This is a genomic window from Cupriavidus pauculus, assembly GCF_022179805.1.
Classification (GTDB): domain Bacteria; phylum Pseudomonadota; class Gammaproteobacteria; order Burkholderiales; family Burkholderiaceae; genus Cupriavidus; species Cupriavidus pauculus_E.
In genome coordinates this window covers 341,208-360,605 of record NZ_BPUO01000005.1, presented here as the reverse complement: position 1 = coordinate 360,605, position 19,398 = coordinate 341,208, and the positions used below count along the sequence as shown (strand labels likewise).

The following is a 19,398-nucleotide window of genomic DNA, read 5'->3' as shown; positions in this document are numbered from 1 at the left end:
ATGTTCTGTGATCTTCTGTTCTGGGCACTACGGTACTGCGGTATTGCAGGGCGGCGTCAGCCGGGCATGCCGATGCGTCCGAGCACTTCGTCGTTATGCTCGCCGGGCTTCGGCAACGGATGCCTGACGCCGGGGCGCCTGCCGCCCATGAGCAGCGGCAACAGCACGGTTGGGGTGATGGAACCATCGTCCGCCAGCATCGGCACCAGGCCACCGCTTTCCTTCAGGTGCGGATCGTCCAGCAACTGGTCTGGCCGCACGATCGGTGCGTAGGGAATACCGGCTGCCTCAAGCTGCGGCATCAAGACGTCGGCGCGATGGCGCTGGAGGATGGCGCCCAGCTCTTCCAGCAGACCCGGACGCACGGCCACGCGTGAGGCGTTGTCGCGATATTCCGGCCGCTCCGTCAGTTGCGGATGGCCCAGCACCTGGCAGAGCGTCACAAACTGCTTGTCGCTGACCGCGCCGATGAAAAGCTGCTCGCCTTCGGCCAGCGTGAACACGTCGTAGACGCTCCATGCCGACACGCGCGAAGGCATCGGCGGCGGCGCCTCGCCGGTCATCGCAAACTGCTGCATGTGCTGCGATGCCAGGAACACACAGTTCTCGAACAGCGCGCTCTGGATTTCCTGTCCACGCCCAGTGCGGTCGCGCTCGCGCAGCGCCGCCAGCACGCCAATCGCCCCGAACATGCCGCCCATGATGTCGTTGACCGACGTCCCCGCGCGCAGCGGTCGGCCTTTCGGCCCGGTCATGTACGAGAGCCCGCCCATCATCTGCACCACCTCGTCCAGCGCCAGCCGCTTCTCGTACGGTCCGGGCAGAAAGCCCTTGTGCGACACATAGATCAGGTGCGGATACCTTTCGGCCAGCGTCGCGTAGTCGAGCCCGAGTTTTTCCATCAGCCCGGGGCGGAAGTTCTCCAGCAGCACGTCGCTCTGCCCCGCCAGTTCGGCCGCCGCCGCACGCCCTTCCTCGGTGGTGATATCCAGCACCACGCTCTTCTTGTTGCGGTTGAAGGCCCGGAAGAAGCCAATGCCCAGGCCCGGCAGGTTGCGCGTCTTGTCGCCGCCGGGCGGCTCCACCTTGATCACCTCGGCGCCCAGGTCGGCCAGGATCATGCCGCAGGTGGGGCCCATCACCATATGGGTGAATTCGACGACGCGGATGCCGGCCAGCGGCAGCGATGAGTTCTCTTGTTCCATGGTTCCGTTTGTTGGATGTCGAATTGGATGTCGATCAGGCCGCCACGCGGCGCGTGCCGGTAGCCAGGGTTCGCGGAATCCCGGCGCGCCACAGCGTGCCGTGCAGTGTTTCGCCAGCCAGCCAGTCCGCCACCTGCTCGCGCAGCGCCAGCAGCGCGCCGATGTCGACGCCGGTGTCGATCTCCATGCTGGACAGCATGTAGGCCAGGTCCTCGGTGGCCACGTTGCCGCTGGCGCCCGGTGCATGAGGGCAGCCGCCAATGCCCGCCAGACAGGCATCGAAGCGCGTGACGCCGGCCTGCAACGCCGCCAGCACGTTGGCCAGGCCCAGGCCGCGCGTATCGTGGAAGTGGCCGCACCAGAAGCGGTCGCCGGCAATGGCCATGGCGCGCTCGAACAGCTCGCGCACCGCGCGCGGATCGGCATAGCCGACCGTATCGGCCAGGCTCACGCGATCGGCGCCCGCATCGAGCAGCGCCTGCATCAGGCGCAGCACTTCCTCAGGCTGCACATGGCCCTGCAGCGTGCAGCCGAAGGCCGTGCCCACGCCGCCTTCGATCAGCGTCCTGGACCCGGCCGCGTCGCGCGCCGCGCGGATGCGGGCCACCTCGGCCACCACGTCGTCCGGCGTCTTGCGCAGGTTGGCAAGGCTGTGCGCGTGGCTGGCGGAGAGCGGCACGATCATCAGGTCGGCGCCGCTGTCGATGGCGGCCTCCGCGCCGCGCAGGTTCGGCACCAGCACCGAGGCGAACAGCCCCGGCAGCGAACGGGCAAATGCCACCAGTTCGCCGGTATCGGCCAGTTGCGGCAACAGCCGTGCCGGCACAAACGAGCCAACCTCGATCTCGCGCTGTCCCGCCGCGTGGGCGGCGCGAATCCAGGCTTTCTTCTGCTCGGTGGGGACGATGGTTCGGATGCTCTGCAGGCCGTCGCGCAGGCCAACTTCGCGGATGACGGCGCGCGCTGGCCAGGTGGCAGGCGGGGATTGGAGGATCACAGCGGGGATCACAGCGGTCATGGCTTGCGGGGCCGTCAGGCGCCCGGTGTCGGGGGATACGGACAACTTTATGCCGTTCCGTAAATGACCTGAAGCGATCATTCGACATCGCAAGCGTTCCCAACCGGAATGTCTCGACCTACAATCCCGGCATGAGAGACCTCGACCTCACAACCCTGCGGCTGTTCGTCGCCGTGTGCGAGACCCAGAACATCGCGCGCGCGGGCGAGCAGCACCACATCGTGGCGTCCGCCATCAGCAAGCGGCTGGCCCAACTGGAAGAAACCGTGGGCGCCCCGCTGCTGGACCGGCGCCGGCGCGGCGTGGTGCCCACGGCCGCCGGAGAAATCGTGCTCACACACGCACGCGCCATGCTGGCGGCCGCAGACCGTGTGGCGCGCGACATGGTCGACTACGGCACCGGCATTCGCGGCCAAGTGCGTCTGCTGGCCACGGTGTCGTCGATGGCCGAATCGCTTCCCGACGATATCGCCGCATTCCTGCAGATTCCCGGTCACCAGGATATCGGCATCACGATTGAAGAAAGCCTGAGTATCGACGTGGTCCGGTCGCTGCGCGAAGGCTCGGCGCCGCTGGCCATCTGCTGGGATGCCGCCGACCTGGAAGGCTTCCAGACGCGGCCGTACCGGACCGATCGCCTGGCGGCCATCGTGCATGCCTCGCATGCATTGGCGCGCGCCGACCTGTGCGACTTTGCGCAAACGCTGGAATACCGGCATATCGGCATGCCGGCGCAAACCGCCGTGCAGACGATGCTGAATCGCCATGCCGCCATTCTTGGCCGCCGCATCGACTACCGCGCCGTCGTTTCCACGTTCGACGCCGCGTTGCGTTGCGTGCGGGCCGACCTGGGACTGGCCATCATTCCGCTTGAGATTGCAGAACCGGTGGCGCAGGCGCTTGGCATCCGCGCCGTCCCGCTGCGCGACGAATGGGCGCGCCGCCGGTTTGCCATCTGTTCGCGCGACTTCGACACGCTGTCGCCGGCCGGCAAGCTGCTGGTCGACTTCCTGCAGGACCGCGCCCGTGCCGGCGACGACACGGACGCGGTGCTACCCGACAATCTCAGGATTTGATGAACGCCAGCAGGTCGGCGTTGATCGTGTCGGCGTGCGTGGTGGGCATGCCGTGCGGAAAGCCCTTGTAGGTCTTCAGCGTGCCGTTGCGCAGCAGCTTGGCCGACAGCGGGCCCGAATCGGCATAGGGCACGATCTGGTCGTCGTCACCGTGCATCACCAGCGTCGGCACCGCGATCTTCTTCAGGTCTTCGGTGAAGTCGGTCTGCGAGAACGCGACGATGCCGTCGTAGTGCGCCTTGGCGCCGCCTTGCATGCCCTGGCGCCACCAGTTCGCGATCACGCCTTCGTCGGCCTTCGTGCCCGGGCGGTTGTAGCCATAGAACGGGCCGGCCGGCACGTCGCGGTAGAACTGCGCCCGGTTGTTGGCCACCTGTGCCTGGAAGCCATCGAATACCTCCTTGGGCAAGCCGCCCGGGTTGGCTTCGGTCTTGACCATCAGCGGCGGCACGGCGGCAATCAGCACCGCCTTGGCCACGCGGCTCTCGCCATGGCGCGCCAGGTAGCGCACCACCTCGCCGCCACCGGTTGAATGGCCGACGTGAATCGCGTTCTTGAGGTCCAGATGGGCGGTCACCGCAGCCAGGTCATCGGCGTAGTGATCCATGTCGTGCCCTTCGCCGGTCTGCGTGGACCGGCCGTGGCCGCGCCGGTCATGGGCGATCACGCGAAAGCCGTGATTGAGGAAGAACATCATCTGGGTGTCCCAGTCGTCGGCGCTCAGCGGCCAGCCATGGGAAAACACGATGGGCTGCCCGCTCCCCCAATCCTTGTAGAAGATGTCGATACCGTCCTTGGTTTTGACCGTGTGCATCGTACTGCCCTCCCCATGAGTTGCCCCGAAGCGCCGGAGCAAAAGCGTTCGTGGCAGCCCGCCCCGAGACGGGCATCGTCCCATCGGGTCTTGAGACCCGGAAGTGAAAGTTTTCTGCGCAGTGATTAGCGTCGTCGTATCGGTCAGATACCCCCGGCCACGCGAACCGGCGCCCTGGCGTAAGATGCGCCAACCCACGCTTACATGGAGTCACCCGGTGTCCATTCCGTCCAGCATTTTTAAGGTGTCAGGTGATCTGATCGAGTCCACGGTGCTGTCTCGCGGGCCGTGGAATCCGGGCGCCCAGCATGGCGGCGCACCCGGAGGATTGCTAGTGACACTGGCAGATCGCGCGATGGCGCAGGAACCCGGCTGGGCGATGGTGCGGCTGACGCTGGAGTTCGTGCGTCCCGTGCCGGTGGCCAATCTGCGCGCGGTGATCGAACCGCAGCCTGGCGGCGCGGTACGGCGCGTGCGGCTGGAACTGCTGCATGACGATGTGCCCGTCTTGCAGGGCACGGCGGTCTACATGCGCGAGCGCGACCTGGACCTGCAGCCCAGCGCACTCGCGCCCACCCTGCCGCCGCCCGATGCCTGCCACACCCCGATCCTGATTCCGGGCATGCAACCGCAGACGTCGTTCCACTACACGGCGATGGAAAGCCGCGTGGCCACCGGCACCGTCACCGAAGCCGGCCCTGCCGCCGTCTGGTTCCGCGTGGCCATCCCGTTCCTGGAGGACTCGCCCGTCACCCCCGCCGCCCGCGCCATTGCGGCGGCCGACTTCGGCAACGGCATCAGCTGGGCCGTGCCGTTGAACCGCTTTGCGTTCGCCAATGCCGACCTGACCGTGTATCTGCATCGGCTGCCGCAGGGCGAATGGGTGGCGGCCGAATCGGAAACCATCGTCCAGCAGAACGGCATTGGCCTGGCCCGGACCACGCTCCACGATGCGCTGGGGCCGGTCGGCGTGGCCCAGCAGGGGCTGATCTTCAAGCCTGTGAAAGCCTGACGCGAGCATCGGCTTAGAAGAAACCGGCTCAGAAGAAGTGCCGGATCCCCAGGCGCACCATCGTCTGGCTGGTTCCCGACGCCACGTTGGCCGCGCCCACCACATAGGCCGCATCGAGCACGCTGCCGGTCTTGTCGCCGGCCACGTGCTGATACACGGCCTGCACGTAGACGTCAGTACGCTTCGAGAACGCGTAGTCCGCCATCAGGCCGACCGAGTGGTAGACCGGATGCTGCTTGCCTGACGTGGTGTCGAAGGTGGCCCGGGTATAGGCATACATCGCGCCGAACCAGTACGTCGGGCTGGCCTGGTACTTGATGTTGGCCTCGATGTTCTGGAAGCGCAGCGCGGTCAGCGTGCCCGACGGCGGCACGATATCCCCGACATAGGCCGAACTGCGCGGGTCGGTCACCTCGGTATGGGCGTACGAGATGCCCAGCGAAGTCTTGCCCCACTCATAGGTGCCGCCCGCTCCCCAGATCCGCAGCCGGCTGCCGGGCAGGTTCTGGTCGCCGCCGTTGTTGAGGGCGCCGTATGACGTGGCCGATGGATTGTCGGCCTGCAGGTACGCGGCCGACAGCACGAGTCCACCCTTGGCATATTGCCCGCCTGCGCTCATCACGCGGTTTTTCGAGAACTTGGTGTCGTCGCTGAAGCCGTACAGCCCGCCGAACTTGATCCCGCCCAGGTCCGGGCTCGCGTACTTGACCGCGTTGTTCACACGGAACGTGTTGATCAGGTTGTCGTTGTCGTAGGGGTGCGCAAACATGTAGCCGCCCCAGGTGCCGCCCGCCGACGTCTGCGCCAGGTAGTCGACCACCGAGTCGTACTGGCGCCCCAGCGTGACCGTGCCCCAGCGCGTATTGCTCAACCCGACGTACGCCTGGCGCCCGAACAGCGCGCCGCCCTGGAACGCGCGGCCGTTGTCGACATCGAAACCGTTCTCCAGCTGGAAAATCGCCGTGGTGCCGCCGCCCAGGTTCTCGTTGCCCTTCAGGCCCCAGCGGCTACCGTGCGGGAAGCCGCTGGCCATGGCCACCTGGCTGTGGCCGCCCACGTTGTTGGTGTAGTTGATGCCCTCGTCGAGCACGCCATACAACGTGACATTGCCTTGCGCCGATGCCGATGTCGAAGCCGACGCGAAAATCGCGCACAGCGTGGCCCCGCACAGCCACGCGGCGTGCTTGTCTCTCTCCGTTTTCATAGGAATTCCTTGGGGGTACATCGCCCCCGGGGATGACCGGCTAGGTCGTCTGGCTGGAGCCCGACGACTTGGCTGCCGGTGCGCTGCGCCCGCGCGTGGCGAGCCAGCAAAGGATGGAACCCGCGCAGACCATCGCCGCGCCCTTCCAGAACGCGAGCGATAGCGGCGTACGCAGCAGTGCAGCGGCCAGCGTGGCCGACAGTACCGGAATGAAGTACGACGCGCCGGCCAGCACCGTCACGTTGCCGTGCAGGATGCCCACGTTCCACGCGGCATAGCCAAAGCCCATCGCGCAGGCCGCCAGCGCCAGGTAGATCACGCCGCCGACGCTGAAGCCCATCGCCTCGCCGCCCGTGAACGCGAACTTCACCCACAGTGCCAGCGCGGTCAGGATGAAGAACAGCGTGACGCCGTTCTTGCCCTGGGCGATACGCGCGGTCACCGTGCAGTAGCCCGCCCAGATCACCGCGCCGGCAAACGCCAGCCCGTAGCTCAGCGGGTTGTCGCGCACGTTGGCGGCCATGCTCGGCAGGTCCAGCCCCTGGTCACCGCCCAGTACCGAGGCGATACCGAGGATGGCCACCAGAAAGCCGGGCACGATCAGCCAGTTGGCGCGCTGCCCGTTGAACAGGATCGCCGCCAGCATCGTGAACGTGGGCCACAGGTAGTTGACCATGCCCACCTCGATGGCCTGCCTGCCGGTATTGGCGTAGCCGATCGACAGCGACAGGCAGAGCTCGTACGTGACGAACAGCAGGCTGCCCCACAGCAGGTACGACCTGGGCAGCGTGCGGATCCGCACCGGCCCCACCGAGATCCAGAGCAGCACCGACGCAACCGTGTACATCAGCGCCGCCCCGCCCGTCGCGCCAAAGCTTTCGCTGACGCCACGGATCAAGCCGACAATCGAACTCCAGAGGAGCACCGCGACGAGCCCGATCAGCGTTGCCTGTTTTGCTTTCATGACTGCCATGTGGGTAAACCATCGAAACGTACGGGAGGGCCCGCACTTTACCTGTCCTGCGCCGGCACGTCGATCCAGATGGTCTTGATCTCCGTGTACTGATCGTGCGCCCAGACCGACTTGTCGCGCCCGCCGAAACCCGACTCCTTGTAGCCGCCGAACGGCGTGGTGATGTCGCCTTCACCAAAGCAGTTCACGGTCACCACGCCCGCGCGGATCTCGCGCGACAGCCGGATCGCATGGTTCAGGTTGCTGGTGTAGACCGATGCCGCCAGGCCGTAGACCGAGTCGTTGGCCAGCGCGATGGCCTGCTCGGGACTGTCGAACGGGGTCACCGACAGGATCGGCCCGAAGATCTCCTCGCGGAACAGCCGGCTGTCCGTGGGCACGTCATCGACCACCGTGGGCTCGACAAACGAGTCGCCCCGGGTGCCGCCGCCAAACGCCACGCGCAGGTTCTCGGCGCCGGCCTGCTCGATGTACGACCGCACCTTGCGGAAGTGCGCTTCGCTGACCAGCGAGCCGATGCGGTGGGCGGGGTCCAGCGGATCGCCCATCTTCCAGTCGCGCATATGCACGCCGATGCGGGCCAGCAGCGCGTCCTTGACGTCGGCATGAACGATCAGCCGCGACGATGCCGAGCAGTTTTCCCCCATGTTCCAGAACGCACCGTTCACGATGTGCTGGGCCACGGCATCGATATCGTCGACGTCCTTCATCACCACGGCCGGGTTCTTGCCGCCGCATTCCAGCACGATACGCTTCAGGTTCGAATCGGCCGCGTACTTCAGGAACAGCCGGCCCGTGGCGGTAGACCCGGTGAAGCTGACCATCGACACGTCCATGTGCAGCCCCAGCGGCTCGCCCACTTCCTTGCCGCCGCCCGGCAGCACGTTGAACACGCCGGCCGGCACCCCGGCCTGATGCGCCAGCTCGGCCACGCGCAACGCGGTCAGCGTGGTTTCCTTGGCCGGCTTGACGACGATGGAGCAACCGGCCGCCAGCGACGGGCCAATCTTCCACGCCAGCATCAGCAGCGGAAAATTCCACGGCAGCACCAGGCCCACCACGCCAATCGGCTCGCGCACTACCAGCGACAGCGCCGCCGGCCCCACGGGCGCGGTGCTGTCGTAGATCTTGTCGATCAGCTCGGCATGCCAGCGGATGGTGTGGATGGTCTCCGGCAGGTCGGTGTTCTGGCATTCGCGGATCGGCTTGCCGCTGTCCAGGCTTTCCATCACGGCCAGCTCGTGGGCGTGCTGCTCCAGCAGGTCGGCAAACTTCAGCAGCACGGCCTTGCGCTGGCTCGGCGACTGGCGATGCCAGCGGCCATCCTCGAACGCGGCCTTGGCACGCGCCACGGCGATATCGACGTCACGGGAGTCGCACGCGGCGATCTCGGCCAGCAACTGGCCCGTGGCCGGGTTGGTGGTCTGGAACGTGTTGCCCGATACGGCGGGCACGAAGGCGCCGTCGATGAAAGCCTGGGTCGGCAGCGTGATCTTGTCCGCGATGGCGGCGTATTCGGCGGCGGTCAGAAGCTGTGCCATTACGCGCGCTCCCCGACGATGCCCGCCACGGTGCGCTTCAGTTCGTCGACCACGGCCTGCAGGCGGCGCTTCTCCGCATCGTCGAGTTCCCCCAGCGGCGCACGTACGCCGCCCGGCTTCATGCCGGCCAGCGCGCAGCCGTGCTTGATCGACTGCACGAACTTGCCACCTTCCAGGAAGTCCATCAGCGGCATCATGGCCGACATGATGCGGCGGCCCTTGTCGAAGTCCTTGTCGACCACGCATGCCTGATACAGCGCGATGTGCTCGCGCGGGATGAAGTTGGACCCCGCGCACACCCAGCTACGCGCGCCCCATGCGAAGAACTCCAGCGCCTGGTCGTCCCAGCCGCACGAAACGTCGATGTCGTGGAACTCAGTGGCCAGCATGTGCAGTTGCGACGTCTGGCCCGAGCTTTCCTTGATGGCGACGAAGTTCTTCGACGCCGACGTGACCGTGCGGAAGAACTCGCGGCCCATCGACACGCCCATCCGGCCCGGATAGTTGTAGAGCATGACCGGCAGACCTGCGGCGCGGTCCACGGCCAGTGCGTGGGCGGCGTTCTCGGCTTCGGTCGGCAGCGCGTACGGCGGCGAGCCCACCAGGATGGCGTCGGCCATGATGGCCTTGGCGCCCTTGGCAAACTCGACCGAGTCCTCGGTGCGCACGGCGCCGGTGCCGATGATCAGCGGCACACGAGTACCAATCACTTCGCGGGCATAGGCCGCCAGGGCCAGCCGCTCTTCGGTGGTGTGCGCATAGTATTCGCCAGTGGACCCGCCGATGATGATGCCGTGCACGCCGGCATCGATCAGGAACTCCAGCACTTCGCCAAATGCGGCGTGGTCGATCTTGCCGTCGGCGGCGAGCGGCGTGATGGCCGGGGTGTAGATACCTTCAAACTTCATGATGACTCCGTGAATTCGATGTGCAGATAAAGCGGTGTGAGAGTGATTAGCGGCTTAGCGATGCCGCTTCCTGGAGACTGAGCGATCGCGTTTCGGGCGCCAGCAGCAGCGACACCAGCAGGCCCACCAGCGTGACGCCGGCCGCCGCGTACATCGTGTGGCCGATGCCGATGGTCTGCAGCGATATCGGCACGAGCCACGTACCCACCGCCGCGCCGATGCGAGACAGCGACGCGCCCATGCCCACCGCCGCCGAGCGGATTTCGGTGGGGAACAGTTCGTTGGGGTACACCAGTTGCAGCACCTGGGCGCCGCCGATGAACAGCGCGTAGGCCCCGAACAGCGCCAGCACCAGCATCTGGTTGCCATCGGAACAGGCGCCCAGCCCCAGCAGGGCCAGCCCCGACCACAGGAAGCTGTGGATCAGCATGCTGCGGCGGCCGATGATGTTGATCAGGCGTGTGGCGATGATGCAGCCCACCACGAACAGCATGGTGATGGCCACCGATCCGAACGATGCCCAGTCGCCCTTCAGGTTCAGCGCCTGCAGCACGGTGGGGGCGAATGCGTAGACGGCGAAGACCGGAATCACCGAGCAGCTCCAGAACACCGCCACGAACAGCATGCGCTTGCCGTAGCCCGAGTGCAGCAGCGCCAGCAGCGACACCTTCTTCTCGGCCGTCTGCTCGGGCAGGTTGCGCAGCGAGAACGTCGGGCCGTAGACCTTGCGGATGATGCGTTCGGCCTCGGACGCCCTGCCCTTGCTCAGCAGCCAGCGCGGCGACTCCGGCGTACCCATGCGGATCACCAGCAGTACCAGGCCGATGATGGCCGGGCTGGCCAGCACCAGGCGCCACGCATCGTCGCGGCCGGCGCCCAGCACCGCATTGCCGACGATGTAGGCCAGCGCCGCGCCAGCGAACCAGAGGATGGTCAGCATCGCCAGGCGCGGGCCGCGATACTTCTTCGGCAGGAATTCCACCAGCAGCGCGCCGGCCACCGGGTATTCAAACCCGACGCCGATGCCGATCAGAAAGCGCATGAAGAACAGTTCGGCGCCCGAGTTTGCCCAGTACTGCAGCAGCGAGCAGATCACGAAGATCGTTGGCCCCACGAAGTACAGCTTCTTGCGCCCCAGCCGACAGGTCAGCAGGCCGCCCAGGAAGCCGCCGCAGAAGATGCCGATCAGCGCCGACGCTGCCACCATCCCTTGCCAGAAGCTGGAGAGCCCCAGCGCCGCCGCCAGCGGCACCATGGCCACGCCGATGATGCTCAGCACATAGCCGTCCAGCAGCCAGCCGCCGCCCGACCGCACGCATAGCAGTTGATGAAACCCATTGAGAGGAACGTCCTCGATTGACACATTGTTTGCCACCGTTTGTCTCCTTGATGACCGGATATCGCTCGGACCTGCTTCGGGTCCGGCTGGATTTGGTTTTCGATGCGGTGCCGTATGGCGGGTCAGACTTCCCTGCCCGCGCGGCGCTGGCCCAGCCACAGGTTGGCGTTGACGCCCACCGACAGGAACGGCTCCGGCGGATTGCGGTTCGGTCCCGGCGATGCCAGCAGAAAGTCGATCAGGTCGTTGCGCTCGCCGGCCAGATGTTCCGCCAGCAGATGGCCCGTCACCGTGCCGCGCGTGATGCCCAGCCCGTTGCAGCACAGCGCGCCGTAGACGTTGGGGGCAAGCTGGCCAAAGTGGCCCATGTGGTTGCGCGACAGCGCCAGCGACCCGCCCCAGGTGTAATCGAATGCCACGCCCGGCAGCATCGGAAAGCGGCGCTCGAACGATTCGCGATGCGTCCTGGCAAAGCGTTCGAGATAGCGGGGATTGGCGCGGCCGTCGCGGTTGAAGCTGAAGCTGTTGCGCACCAGGATGCGGTTGTCGTGCGTGCGGCGCAGCGTCGTGCCGTACGGATCGGCCGGAATCAGGCCCCAGAACTCCTTGCCGCCCAGCCGCGCCTGTTCGTCCAGCGTCAGCGGCCGCGTCAGGCTGGCATACGTGAACACCGGCAGCATCGTGCCGCGCAGGAAACCGAAGCGCTGGCCAAACGCGTTGTTGGTCAGCACCAGCGTGTCGGCGGCGATGCTGCCGCCGCGATGCGTGAGCACGATCTTGTCGCCATATTCCACGTCGGTAATCGCCGTGTTTTCGTACAGCTCCACGTTGGCCGGCAGGCTGTCCGCCAGCCCCTTCACCAGTGCCGCCGGCTGGATCAGCGCCGTGCCGGGCGTGAACAGCGCACGCCGGTAGAACGACGTGCCGATGTGATCGGGCAGATCCGCGCCCTCGATCATGTCGTACGGCTGCCCCAGCTTGTCCAGACCGCGCCGGTAGGCATCCAGCACCGCGATGCCGCGATCCTCGATGGCCGCCTGGTACTTGCCCGACGCGCGGAACTGGCAGTCGATCCGGTGCTGGTCGACCAGTGCCTTCAGGATGCGCTGGCCGGTCAGGTTCAGGTTCATGCAGTGCCGCGCGGTGGCGATGTCTCCAATGTAGTCATCGGCGCCGATGTCGTGCGGCAGATCGATGGCAAACCCGGCATTGCGGCCCGACGAGCCAAAACCAACCTGCTGGGCTTCGACCAGCGCCACGGTGTCGTGCGGAAACCGCTGCGCCAGTTGGCGGGCTGCCGCCAGCCCGGTAAAGCCGGCGCCGACCACAGCCCAGCGCACGGACGTCTTGCCCGAATGCGCCGGCATTGGCTGGCGCGGGCGGCTCAGGTGGAACCACCCGCAGGTGGAATCGTCGGCCGGTATCGCAGTTACTTTCGTCATGTTGCCTCGCTCCAGGACCCCGCCCGCCATGCGGCATCGGCTGCGTCCTGTCTGATCTGTCCGTTCGTTTTTTATGTCTATCATTTGTAGACAGAGAATATTTCACGGATAGACAAACAACTATGAGGGTTTACGCGCGGACCTTGCGGGTCGTAAAAATGGCGAAAGATATACTTTTTGAAATTGGCGCATGCGCCATGCGCGAGTCGATGCCATAGAATGTCTACGATTGATAGACAGGGGTCTGAGATGGCAAGAACCAAGGCTGGCGCGGAAGACGCGTCGAATGCCGACGCTTCGGTGGATCGCAAGGCGCTGCTGGCCGAGGCGCTGCGGCGCCGTATCGTCAGCATGGAGATGGCGCCCGGCGCCGTGGTGGATGAACTGGCGCTGAGCGAGGAATTTGGCCTGTCGCGCCCGCCGGTGCGCGAACTGATGCGCCAGATGGCGGCCGAGGGATATATCGAGCTGGAGGCGAATCGCGCGGCGCGCGTGTCGTCAATGAACCACCAGTCGCTGCGCAACTTCTTCCTGGCTGCGCCGATGATCTACATCGCCACGACCCAGCTGGCGGCCACCAACGCCACCGCGCACGAGATCGACGAACTGAAGCAGATCCAGGAACGATTCCGCGATGCCATCGAGCGTAACGACGTCGAGAACCGCGTGCTGAACAACGACCAGTTCCATCTGCAGATCGGCAAGATGGCGCACAACCCGTATCTGATGCCGAGCCTGCGCCGCATCCTGATCGACCATGCGCGGCTGGGCAAGATCTTCTACCGCCATCCGACCACTACCGACATGGAGCTGGACCTGGGCAAGGCGGCCGACCAGCACGACCAGATCATCGATGCGATCGCGCGCCGCGATGTCGAAGAGGCCGGCAATATCGTGCGTGCCCACATGGATCTGTCGCGCCGGCGCATGACGGAATACGTCGCACCAGCGGCGGTGGACGTCCCGCTGGTGCTCTGAGCACGGCCCTGCTTACTTCACCGGTTCGAAGTCACCAGGCTTCCAGCTCTTGTCGAACGCAGCGGCCTCGGGGCCATAGATGCGGATGTAGGCAAACCAGCCCTTGCCCGGCGTGGTCTTGATCCAGCGCCCTTCCTTGTCGGCCGGCGGTGTCGGCCCGACGTAGAGGTCCAGCGGCGCGTCCTTCGGTGCATCCTTGAGCTCGAACAGCGACCGCAGCGCGGCCTTATCCTGGTCCGTCTGCACCTGCGAGCGCGTGGCGCTGTCGTAGATCGTGACCGACCAGAACAGCTTGCCGGGCACCGGCTGCGGAATGGTCAGCTTGTAGTTCTTGCCGCCATCGAGATACGCGCCGCTGTTGTCGCGCACCGCCATCCAGTACAGCGAACCGGCGCCAGCGCTGCGGCGGAACATGGCCGGCGAGGTCACGATGGCCTGCGCGAACCAGCGGTCGCGCGCCTCCAGGTCCATGCCGCCCGGCGTTTCGAACTGGGCGCTGCCCGGCGTCAGACCCACCCACTCCCACTTGCGGTCAGGCCAGTGCACGCGGTCGGCGCGCGCGCTGTCAAACGCGGACACCAGCATCTGGTCGCGCGCGGCCTTGGCCGCGCGTTCCAGGATGTCCTTCATGCGGGCATCCGGGTTGAACGGCTTGCCCTTCTCGATGCCCAGCTCGGCCAGCAGCCCGTACATCGGCAGGAACTGCGGCACTATCTTTTCGTCGTTGATGATCTTTTGCAGCACCTGCCAGAACTGGAGGTTGTCTTCCCAGCGCAGCGACGAGCTGTCCATGCGCTGCTCGCTGGTGTCGGTGACTCTCAGCACGCTCGGCTTGGCGGCCGACGACAGCGTGTAGATCTTGACCGCGCGCAGTGCGTTGAGCGCGCGCGGCACATCGCCGCCCACCGGCAACGCACGCACCGCGAACAGGTTCTTGATCGATGGCGACGTGCCGACGTGGTACCCCTTCGGAATCTGCCCCTTCCAGCCGCTGGGCACCACCAGGTGCTTGCCGCCCTTGGCCGCGTCGGGCCCAGGCAGGCCCAGGTCCTGCACCCATCCCTGGTTATGGTCGTTCACCAGGCCGATGTACGGCCCTGGCGGTAGCTCGATGACCACCGGCCCCTGGCTCAGGTCGATCACGGCCGAACCATACGGCGTGTCCGAGTTGAGCGTGAAGCCAACCTGCCGGGGTCCGGCGGCGGCCATGCCCCAAGCCTCGCCGTCCTTGATGCCCAGTTCGCGGTTGCCGTTGAAGATGCCTTCCACCGAGACCGTCGGATACCAGAACCGGTAGGCCGTCATGGCCCGCTGGAAGTCGGCATCGTTGCGCGCGGCCTTCGAAGTCTGCGACGTGGGATAGCCGCGCTCGAAGATGTAGGCCGTGCCTTGCGCAAGGCTGGAGGTGGATGCTGCCAGCAGCAGCGCGGACAGCAGCAGCTTGGACCGTGCCATTTGGGTTCTCCGTCAGGGTTCAGCGTCGGAATGCAGGCGTGAAAAATCGCCGCCCCAGAATATCGCAACGCGTGACGGCATCGGCACCCTGCCGTGCTGAATGTTCTGATCGCGGGAATTAAGCGAAATTGACGCCGAATCCGACGGAGAACCTGACTGAAAAGCGCCTGCTCAGTGCGCCGCCGCAGCCGCGCCGGACATCGGCCCCTTTGCCGGTTTGGTCAACCAGATCAGCGGAATGATGCCGATGAAGATCACGGCCGAGATCCAGAAGATGTCGTTGAGCCCCAGCATGATCGCCTCGGCGTTCAGCAGCTTTTCGAAGACCGCCGTCGCCTGGGCCGGCGACAGGCCCGCAGCCGACTGGATCGCCCCGGCCGCCGCTGCATGCAGCGGGCTGTCCGGGTTGGCATGCTCCACCAGCCGGACGTGATGCATGACCGCGCGGTCGTTCCAGACCGTGGTGGCCAGTGACGTACCGGCGGCGCCAAAGAAGATCCGCACGAAGTTCGACAGCCCCGCCGCAGCCGGAATCTTTTCCGGCGGCTGCCCAGACAGGATGATCGCAGTCAGCGGTACGAAGAACAGCGCCATCGGTATGCCCTGCAGCAGCGTGGGCAGCACCAGCGTGAAGGTATCCACCCCGGTCGTGTAGCCCGAGCGCATGTAGAACACACCGGCAAACCCCAGGAAGGCCACCGTGGCCAGCACGCGCAGTTCGGCCTTCGGCAACACCTTGCCCACCACCGGCGCCAGCAGCACGGCAAAGATGCCCAGCGGCGCGGTGACCAGTCCGGCGTTCACGGCCGGATAGGCCAGGTACTGCTGCATCCATTGCGGCAGCACCACGAGGTTTGCAAAGAACAACGCAAAGCCTACCGAGATGGCTGCCGTGCCGAACAGGAAGTTGCGGCCCTTGAACAGGCGCAAATCGATGATCGGATTGGGGTCGGTCAGTTCCCAGATCACGAAGAACACGAAGCTCACCAACGCGACGATGGCCAGCGCGATGATCACCGGCGACGCAAACCAGTCGAGGTCCTTGCCCTTGTCGAGCATGATCTGCAGCGCGCCGACCCAGACGATCAGCGAAGCCAGGCCCACGGTATCGATGGGCAGCTTGCGCACCAGCGATTCGCGGTCGCGATAGACGGCCCAGGTGACCGCCGCGGCAAACAGGCCCACCGGGATGTTGATATAGAAGATCCAGGACCAGGAATAGGAGTCGGTCATCCAGCCGCCCAGCGCCGGGCCGGCAATCGGGCCCACCGTGGCTGTCATGGCCCACAGCGCCAGAGCGTGAGAGCTCTTCTCCTTCGGGAACGACCCGAGCAGGATGGCCTGCGACAGCGGAATCAGCGGCCCGGCCACCGCGCCCTGCAGGATCCGCGCGGCCAGCAGCACCTCCAGGTTGGGCGCGATGCCGCACAGCCATGACGCCAGCACGAACAGCAGCAGCGCGCCGACGAACAGCCGCACCTGGCCGATGCGCTGGGTCAGCCAGCCCGTCAGCGGAATTGCCACGGCATTGGACGCCGCGAACAGCGTGATGACCCACGTGCCTTCGTGGATCGACACGCCGAGGTTGCCGGAGATGGTCGGAATCGCCACGTTAGCAATCGACGAATCCAGCACGTTCATGAACGTGGCCAGCGCCACGGCAAAGCTGCCCAGCACCAGCTTGCCGCCGGTCAGGGGTGGAGGTGGAAGCATGGCGGTCGGGTTGGACATGGCGCGTCTCGCTGCAAATTACGAAGGCTTGCGCAGAGCGTTGCGCGCGATGATGCGGGCGATCTCGCCTTCGGCCTCGACGCCGTACCGCTTGAACACATCGGTGCCGTACTTGTTGCGCGTGGCCGCCTGGGCCGTGCCATCCAGGCCCGCGCCGCCGCGCTGCCGGGTCTCCACGTCCACCTGCATCGACAGGCCGATCTTCAGCGGATGCGCGCGCAGTTCGTCGGGATCCAGCGCGATGCGCACCGGCAGGCGCTGCACCACCTTGATCCAGTTGCCGGTGGCGTTCTGCGCCGGCAGCGACGAGAACGCGCTGCCCGTTCCGGCCGAGAAGCCCACCACCTTGCCCCGATACGTGACCTTGCTGCCGTACAGGTCGGCGCTCAGCGTGACCGGCTGGCCGATGCGGATGTGGCTCAGCTGCACTTCCTTGAAATTGGCATCGACCCAGACGCCGTCGAGCGGCACGATGGCCATCAGCGGATTGCCGGGCGCCACGCGCTGGCCCACCTGCACCGAGCGCCGCGCCACATAGCCGGTCACGGGTGCCGGCAGCGTGTTGCGCGCGCTGGCCAGGTACGCGTCGCGCACACGGGCAGCGGCGGCCTGCACACTGGGATGGTCTTCCACGGTGGCCTGGTCGGTCAGCGCATGGTTCGACGCCAGTTGCTGGCGCGCGGTTTCGAGCGCGGCCTCGGCGGTCTTCACCGCATCACGCGCGTGGGCGATGTCTTCAGCGGCTACCGCGCCGGCTTCAGCCACCTGCGTGCGACGGCGCAGGTCGTCGCGCGCCTTGGCCAGATCGGCCTCGCGCTGCTTCAGCACCGACGCCAGCACGTTGTTGTTGACGTAGAGCGCGCTCACCTGCCGCACGGTCTGGCCCAGCGCGGCCTCGGCATTGGCCAGCGCAATGCGCGCGTCGGCCGGGTCGAGCGTCACCACGGGGTCGCCGGCCTTGACGATCTCGGTGTCGTCGGCGTTGACCGATACCACCGTGCCGCTCACCTGGGGCGTCAGTTGCACCAGGTGGCCGTTGACGTAGGCGTCGTCGGTGTGTTCGTGGAAGCGGGCCACGCTGTAGTAGTAGGCGCCATAGCCGGCGCCGCACGCCAGCGTGGTCAGGCCGAGCAGCGCCAGCAGGCGCTTGCGGGTGCGGTTGGGAGTCGAGGTGGAAGATGTCGGGGACGATGCAGGCGAATTCATGATGTCACTGGCAATTAAGGGATAGCGATCAGCGAGAAGCCGCCGGCTGGTTCGGTTCGGCGCTGTCGGTGTATCCGCCGCCGAGCGCTGCGGCCAACGCGATCTGGCGGTCGCGGCGTTGCAAGCGCAGGTTGGTCACGCCCTGGCGGCTGGCCAGCGCGGTGGTCTGGGCGTTGAGCACGGTCAGTTGCGTGGTGAGCCCGCCCTGGTATTGCGCCAGCGCCAGCTTCAGCGCACGCTGTGCCGCCGCATCGCTGCGCACGGCGTCGACGAGTTGCGCATCGACGGCGCGGATATCGGATAGCTGCGTGGCCACGTCGGTCAGCGCATTGATCACGGTGTCGTTGTAGTTGGACACCGCGAAGTCGAAGGCCGCATAGCGGCCCTTGAGCTGCGCGCGCAACGCACCGCCATCGAAGATCGGCAGATGGATGGCCGAGCCTGCCGATGCCGTGCGGCTGGCGGCACGCAGGAAGCGGCCCCAGCCAAATGCATCGAGCCCGATTGCGGCGCTCAGGTTGATGTCGGGATAGAACTCGGCCTTGGCCACCTTGATGTCGTGCGTGGTGGCGTCCACACGCCAGCGCGCCGCGACGATGTCGGGGCGGCGTGCCACGAGGTCGGCCGGCAGATTCGCCGGCAGGCTCACGTCATCGCCATTGCCCAGCGCGGGCCACGCGATGGCCAGGCCCCGGTCGGGACCCTGTCCCAGCAGCGCACCAAGCTGGTAGCGCGTGCGCAGGATGTTGCCCTCCAGCGCCGACACGGACACGCTCGCCGCCGCCAGATTGGCTTCGGCGGTCTGCTGCTCGACTTCGGTTTCCAGCCCCATCCGCACCCGGCCGCGCGTGATGCGCAGCACTTCGGCACGCTGGGCCACTTCGTCCTTCGCGATGTCCAGCAATGCATGCAGCCGGCCCAGTTCGTTGTAGCTGCGGGCGATGCTGCTGCTCAGCGTCAGGCGCACCTGTTCGGCCTCCGCCACGGTGGCCTTGTGCTCGGACACGGCCGAGCGCAGCGCTTCGCGGTTCTTGCCCCACAGGTCCAGCTCGTAGCTGGCGCTGATGATGGCCTTGTTCTCGGACTGCCACGACCCGGCAAACGCGGGCGGAATGAACGTGCTCTCGGTCAGGCGCTGGCGCGTCCAGCTATAGCCCGCCCCCACCTGCGGCAGCGTGTTGGCATTGGCCGTTTCGGTGAAGGCCGCCGCTGCCGCCACCCGGGCACGGGCGCGCTCGATCGTCGGGCTGTCCTTCAGCGCTTCGGCGATCAAGGCGTCGAGCTGGACGTCGCCGAACTGGCTGGCCCATGCGGCCGGGGGCCAATGGCCGCCACCGGACGGCAGGCTCTGGGCCGACTCGTACTTGTCGGGCGGCGCCATCGTGCTGTCGCTGCCGATGCCCGCATAGTTGGCGCAGCCGGCCTGCAAGACCGCCATTGCCGCCACGACGGTGCCAATCCGCCACGAAATCCGCTGAGGTGATTGCCTAACCATT

Annotated in this window: 16 protein-coding genes; 3 read left to right on the top strand and 13 right to left on the bottom strand. The window is 66.3% G+C overall.

Annotated features, from left to right (window positions below):
* Positions 1-56: 56 nt before the first annotated feature.
* Entirely contained in the window at positions 57-1,205 is a 1,149-nt protein-coding gene (locus MFF62_RS12620) for a CaiB/BaiF CoA transferase family protein (RefSeq protein ID WP_238263452.1), read from the bottom strand.
* Between the two features lie 34 nt (positions 1,206-1,239).
* The gene (locus MFF62_RS12615; RefSeq protein ID WP_238263451.1) at positions 1,240-2,223 is read right to left on the bottom strand and encodes a hydroxymethylglutaryl-CoA lyase; all 984 of its coding nucleotides are present in this window, start codon (positions 2,221-2,223) and stop codon (positions 1,240-1,242) included.
* 131 nt (positions 2,224-2,354) lie between these two features.
* On the opposite strand from MFF62_RS12615, the gene MFF62_RS12610 reads away from it, so the two are divergent.
* Complete coding sequence (locus MFF62_RS12610; RefSeq protein WP_238263450.1) at positions 2,355-3,299, top strand: LysR family transcriptional regulator; 945 nt, start codon at positions 2,355-2,357, stop codon at positions 3,297-3,299.
* Here the strand turns inward: MFF62_RS12610 and MFF62_RS12605 are convergent.
* Positions 3,289-4,113, bottom strand: a complete 825-nt coding sequence (locus tag MFF62_RS12605; protein WP_238263449.1) for an alpha/beta fold hydrolase — start codon at positions 4,111-4,113, stop codon at positions 3,289-3,291. The genes MFF62_RS12610 and MFF62_RS12605 overlap by 11 nt on opposite strands.
* A 217-nt stretch (positions 4,114-4,330) precedes the next feature.
* On the opposite strand from MFF62_RS12605, the gene MFF62_RS12600 reads away from it, so the two are divergent.
* Positions 4,331-5,125: a thioesterase family protein gene (locus tag MFF62_RS12600; RefSeq protein ID WP_238263448.1), complete on the top strand. Its 795-nt coding sequence runs from the start codon at positions 4,331-4,333 to the stop codon at positions 5,123-5,125.
* A gap of 28 nt (positions 5,126-5,153) precedes the next feature.
* On the opposite strand, the gene MFF62_RS12595 is transcribed toward MFF62_RS12600, so the two are convergent.
* From MFF62_RS12595 to MFF62_RS12570, 6 genes are all read right to left on the bottom strand, one after another.
* Positions 5,154-6,329: a porin gene (locus MFF62_RS12595; RefSeq protein WP_238263447.1), complete on the bottom strand. Its 1,176-nt coding sequence runs from the start codon at positions 6,327-6,329 to the stop codon at positions 5,154-5,156.
* Positions 6,330-6,369: 40 nt separating this feature from the next.
* Complete coding sequence (yddG, locus tag MFF62_RS12590) at positions 6,370-7,302, bottom strand: aromatic amino acid DMT transporter YddG (RefSeq protein ID WP_283205336.1); 933 nt, start codon at positions 7,300-7,302, stop codon at positions 6,370-6,372.
* Between the two features lie 38 nt (positions 7,303-7,340).
* A complete protein-coding gene (locus MFF62_RS12585; RefSeq protein ID WP_238263445.1) occupies positions 7,341-8,843 on the bottom strand; it encodes an aldehyde dehydrogenase in 1,503 nt (500 codons plus the stop codon).
* Positions 8,843-9,751, bottom strand: a complete 909-nt coding sequence (locus MFF62_RS12580; RefSeq protein ID WP_238263444.1) for a dihydrodipicolinate synthase family protein — start codon at positions 9,749-9,751, stop codon at positions 8,843-8,845. Before MFF62_RS12580 ends, MFF62_RS12585 begins: the two co-directional genes overlap by 1 nt.
* Positions 9,752-9,797: 46 nt before the next feature.
* Positions 9,798-11,126 (bottom strand): MFS transporter, encoded by a 1,329-nt coding sequence (locus MFF62_RS12575; RefSeq protein ID WP_238263443.1) that lies wholly within the window; start codon positions 11,124-11,126, stop codon positions 9,798-9,800.
* 86 nt (positions 11,127-11,212) lie between these two features.
* Positions 11,213-12,532 (bottom strand): NAD(P)/FAD-dependent oxidoreductase, encoded by a 1,320-nt coding sequence (locus tag MFF62_RS12570; RefSeq protein WP_238263442.1) that lies wholly within the window; start codon positions 12,530-12,532, stop codon positions 11,213-11,215.
* Positions 12,533-12,781: 249 nt separating this feature from the next.
* Here MFF62_RS12570 and MFF62_RS12565 point away from each other — a divergent pair, with 249 nt between their 5' ends.
* Positions 12,782-13,510 carry a GntR family transcriptional regulator gene (locus MFF62_RS12565; protein WP_238263441.1) on the top strand — a complete coding sequence of 243 codons (729 nt, stop codon included), beginning with the start codon at positions 12,782-12,784 and terminating at the stop codon, positions 13,508-13,510.
* Positions 13,511-13,522: 12 nt separating this feature from the next.
* Here MFF62_RS12565 and MFF62_RS12560 read toward each other — a convergent pair whose 3' ends face one another.
* From MFF62_RS12560 to MFF62_RS12545, 4 genes are all read right to left on the bottom strand, one after another.
* Positions 13,523-14,965 carry a DUF1254 domain-containing protein gene (locus MFF62_RS12560; RefSeq protein WP_238263440.1) on the bottom strand — a complete coding sequence of 481 codons (1,443 nt, stop codon included), beginning with the start codon at positions 14,963-14,965 and terminating at the stop codon, positions 13,523-13,525.
* A gap of 171 nt (positions 14,966-15,136) precedes the next feature.
* Positions 15,137-16,696 (bottom strand): DHA2 family efflux MFS transporter permease subunit, encoded by a 1,560-nt coding sequence (locus tag MFF62_RS12555; RefSeq protein WP_238263439.1) that lies wholly within the window; start codon positions 16,694-16,696, stop codon positions 15,137-15,139.
* 18 nt (positions 16,697-16,714) lie between these two features.
* Complete coding sequence (locus MFF62_RS12550) at positions 16,715-17,902, bottom strand: HlyD/EmrA/EmrK family protein (protein ID WP_238263438.1); 1,188 nt, start codon at positions 17,900-17,902, stop codon at positions 16,715-16,717.
* Positions 17,903-17,930: 28 nt separating this feature from the next.
* Positions 17,931-19,340 (bottom strand): efflux transporter outer membrane subunit, encoded by a 1,410-nt coding sequence (locus MFF62_RS12545; RefSeq protein ID WP_238263437.1) that lies wholly within the window; start codon positions 19,338-19,340, stop codon positions 17,931-17,933.
* Between the last annotated feature and the right edge of the window lie 58 nt (positions 19,341-19,398).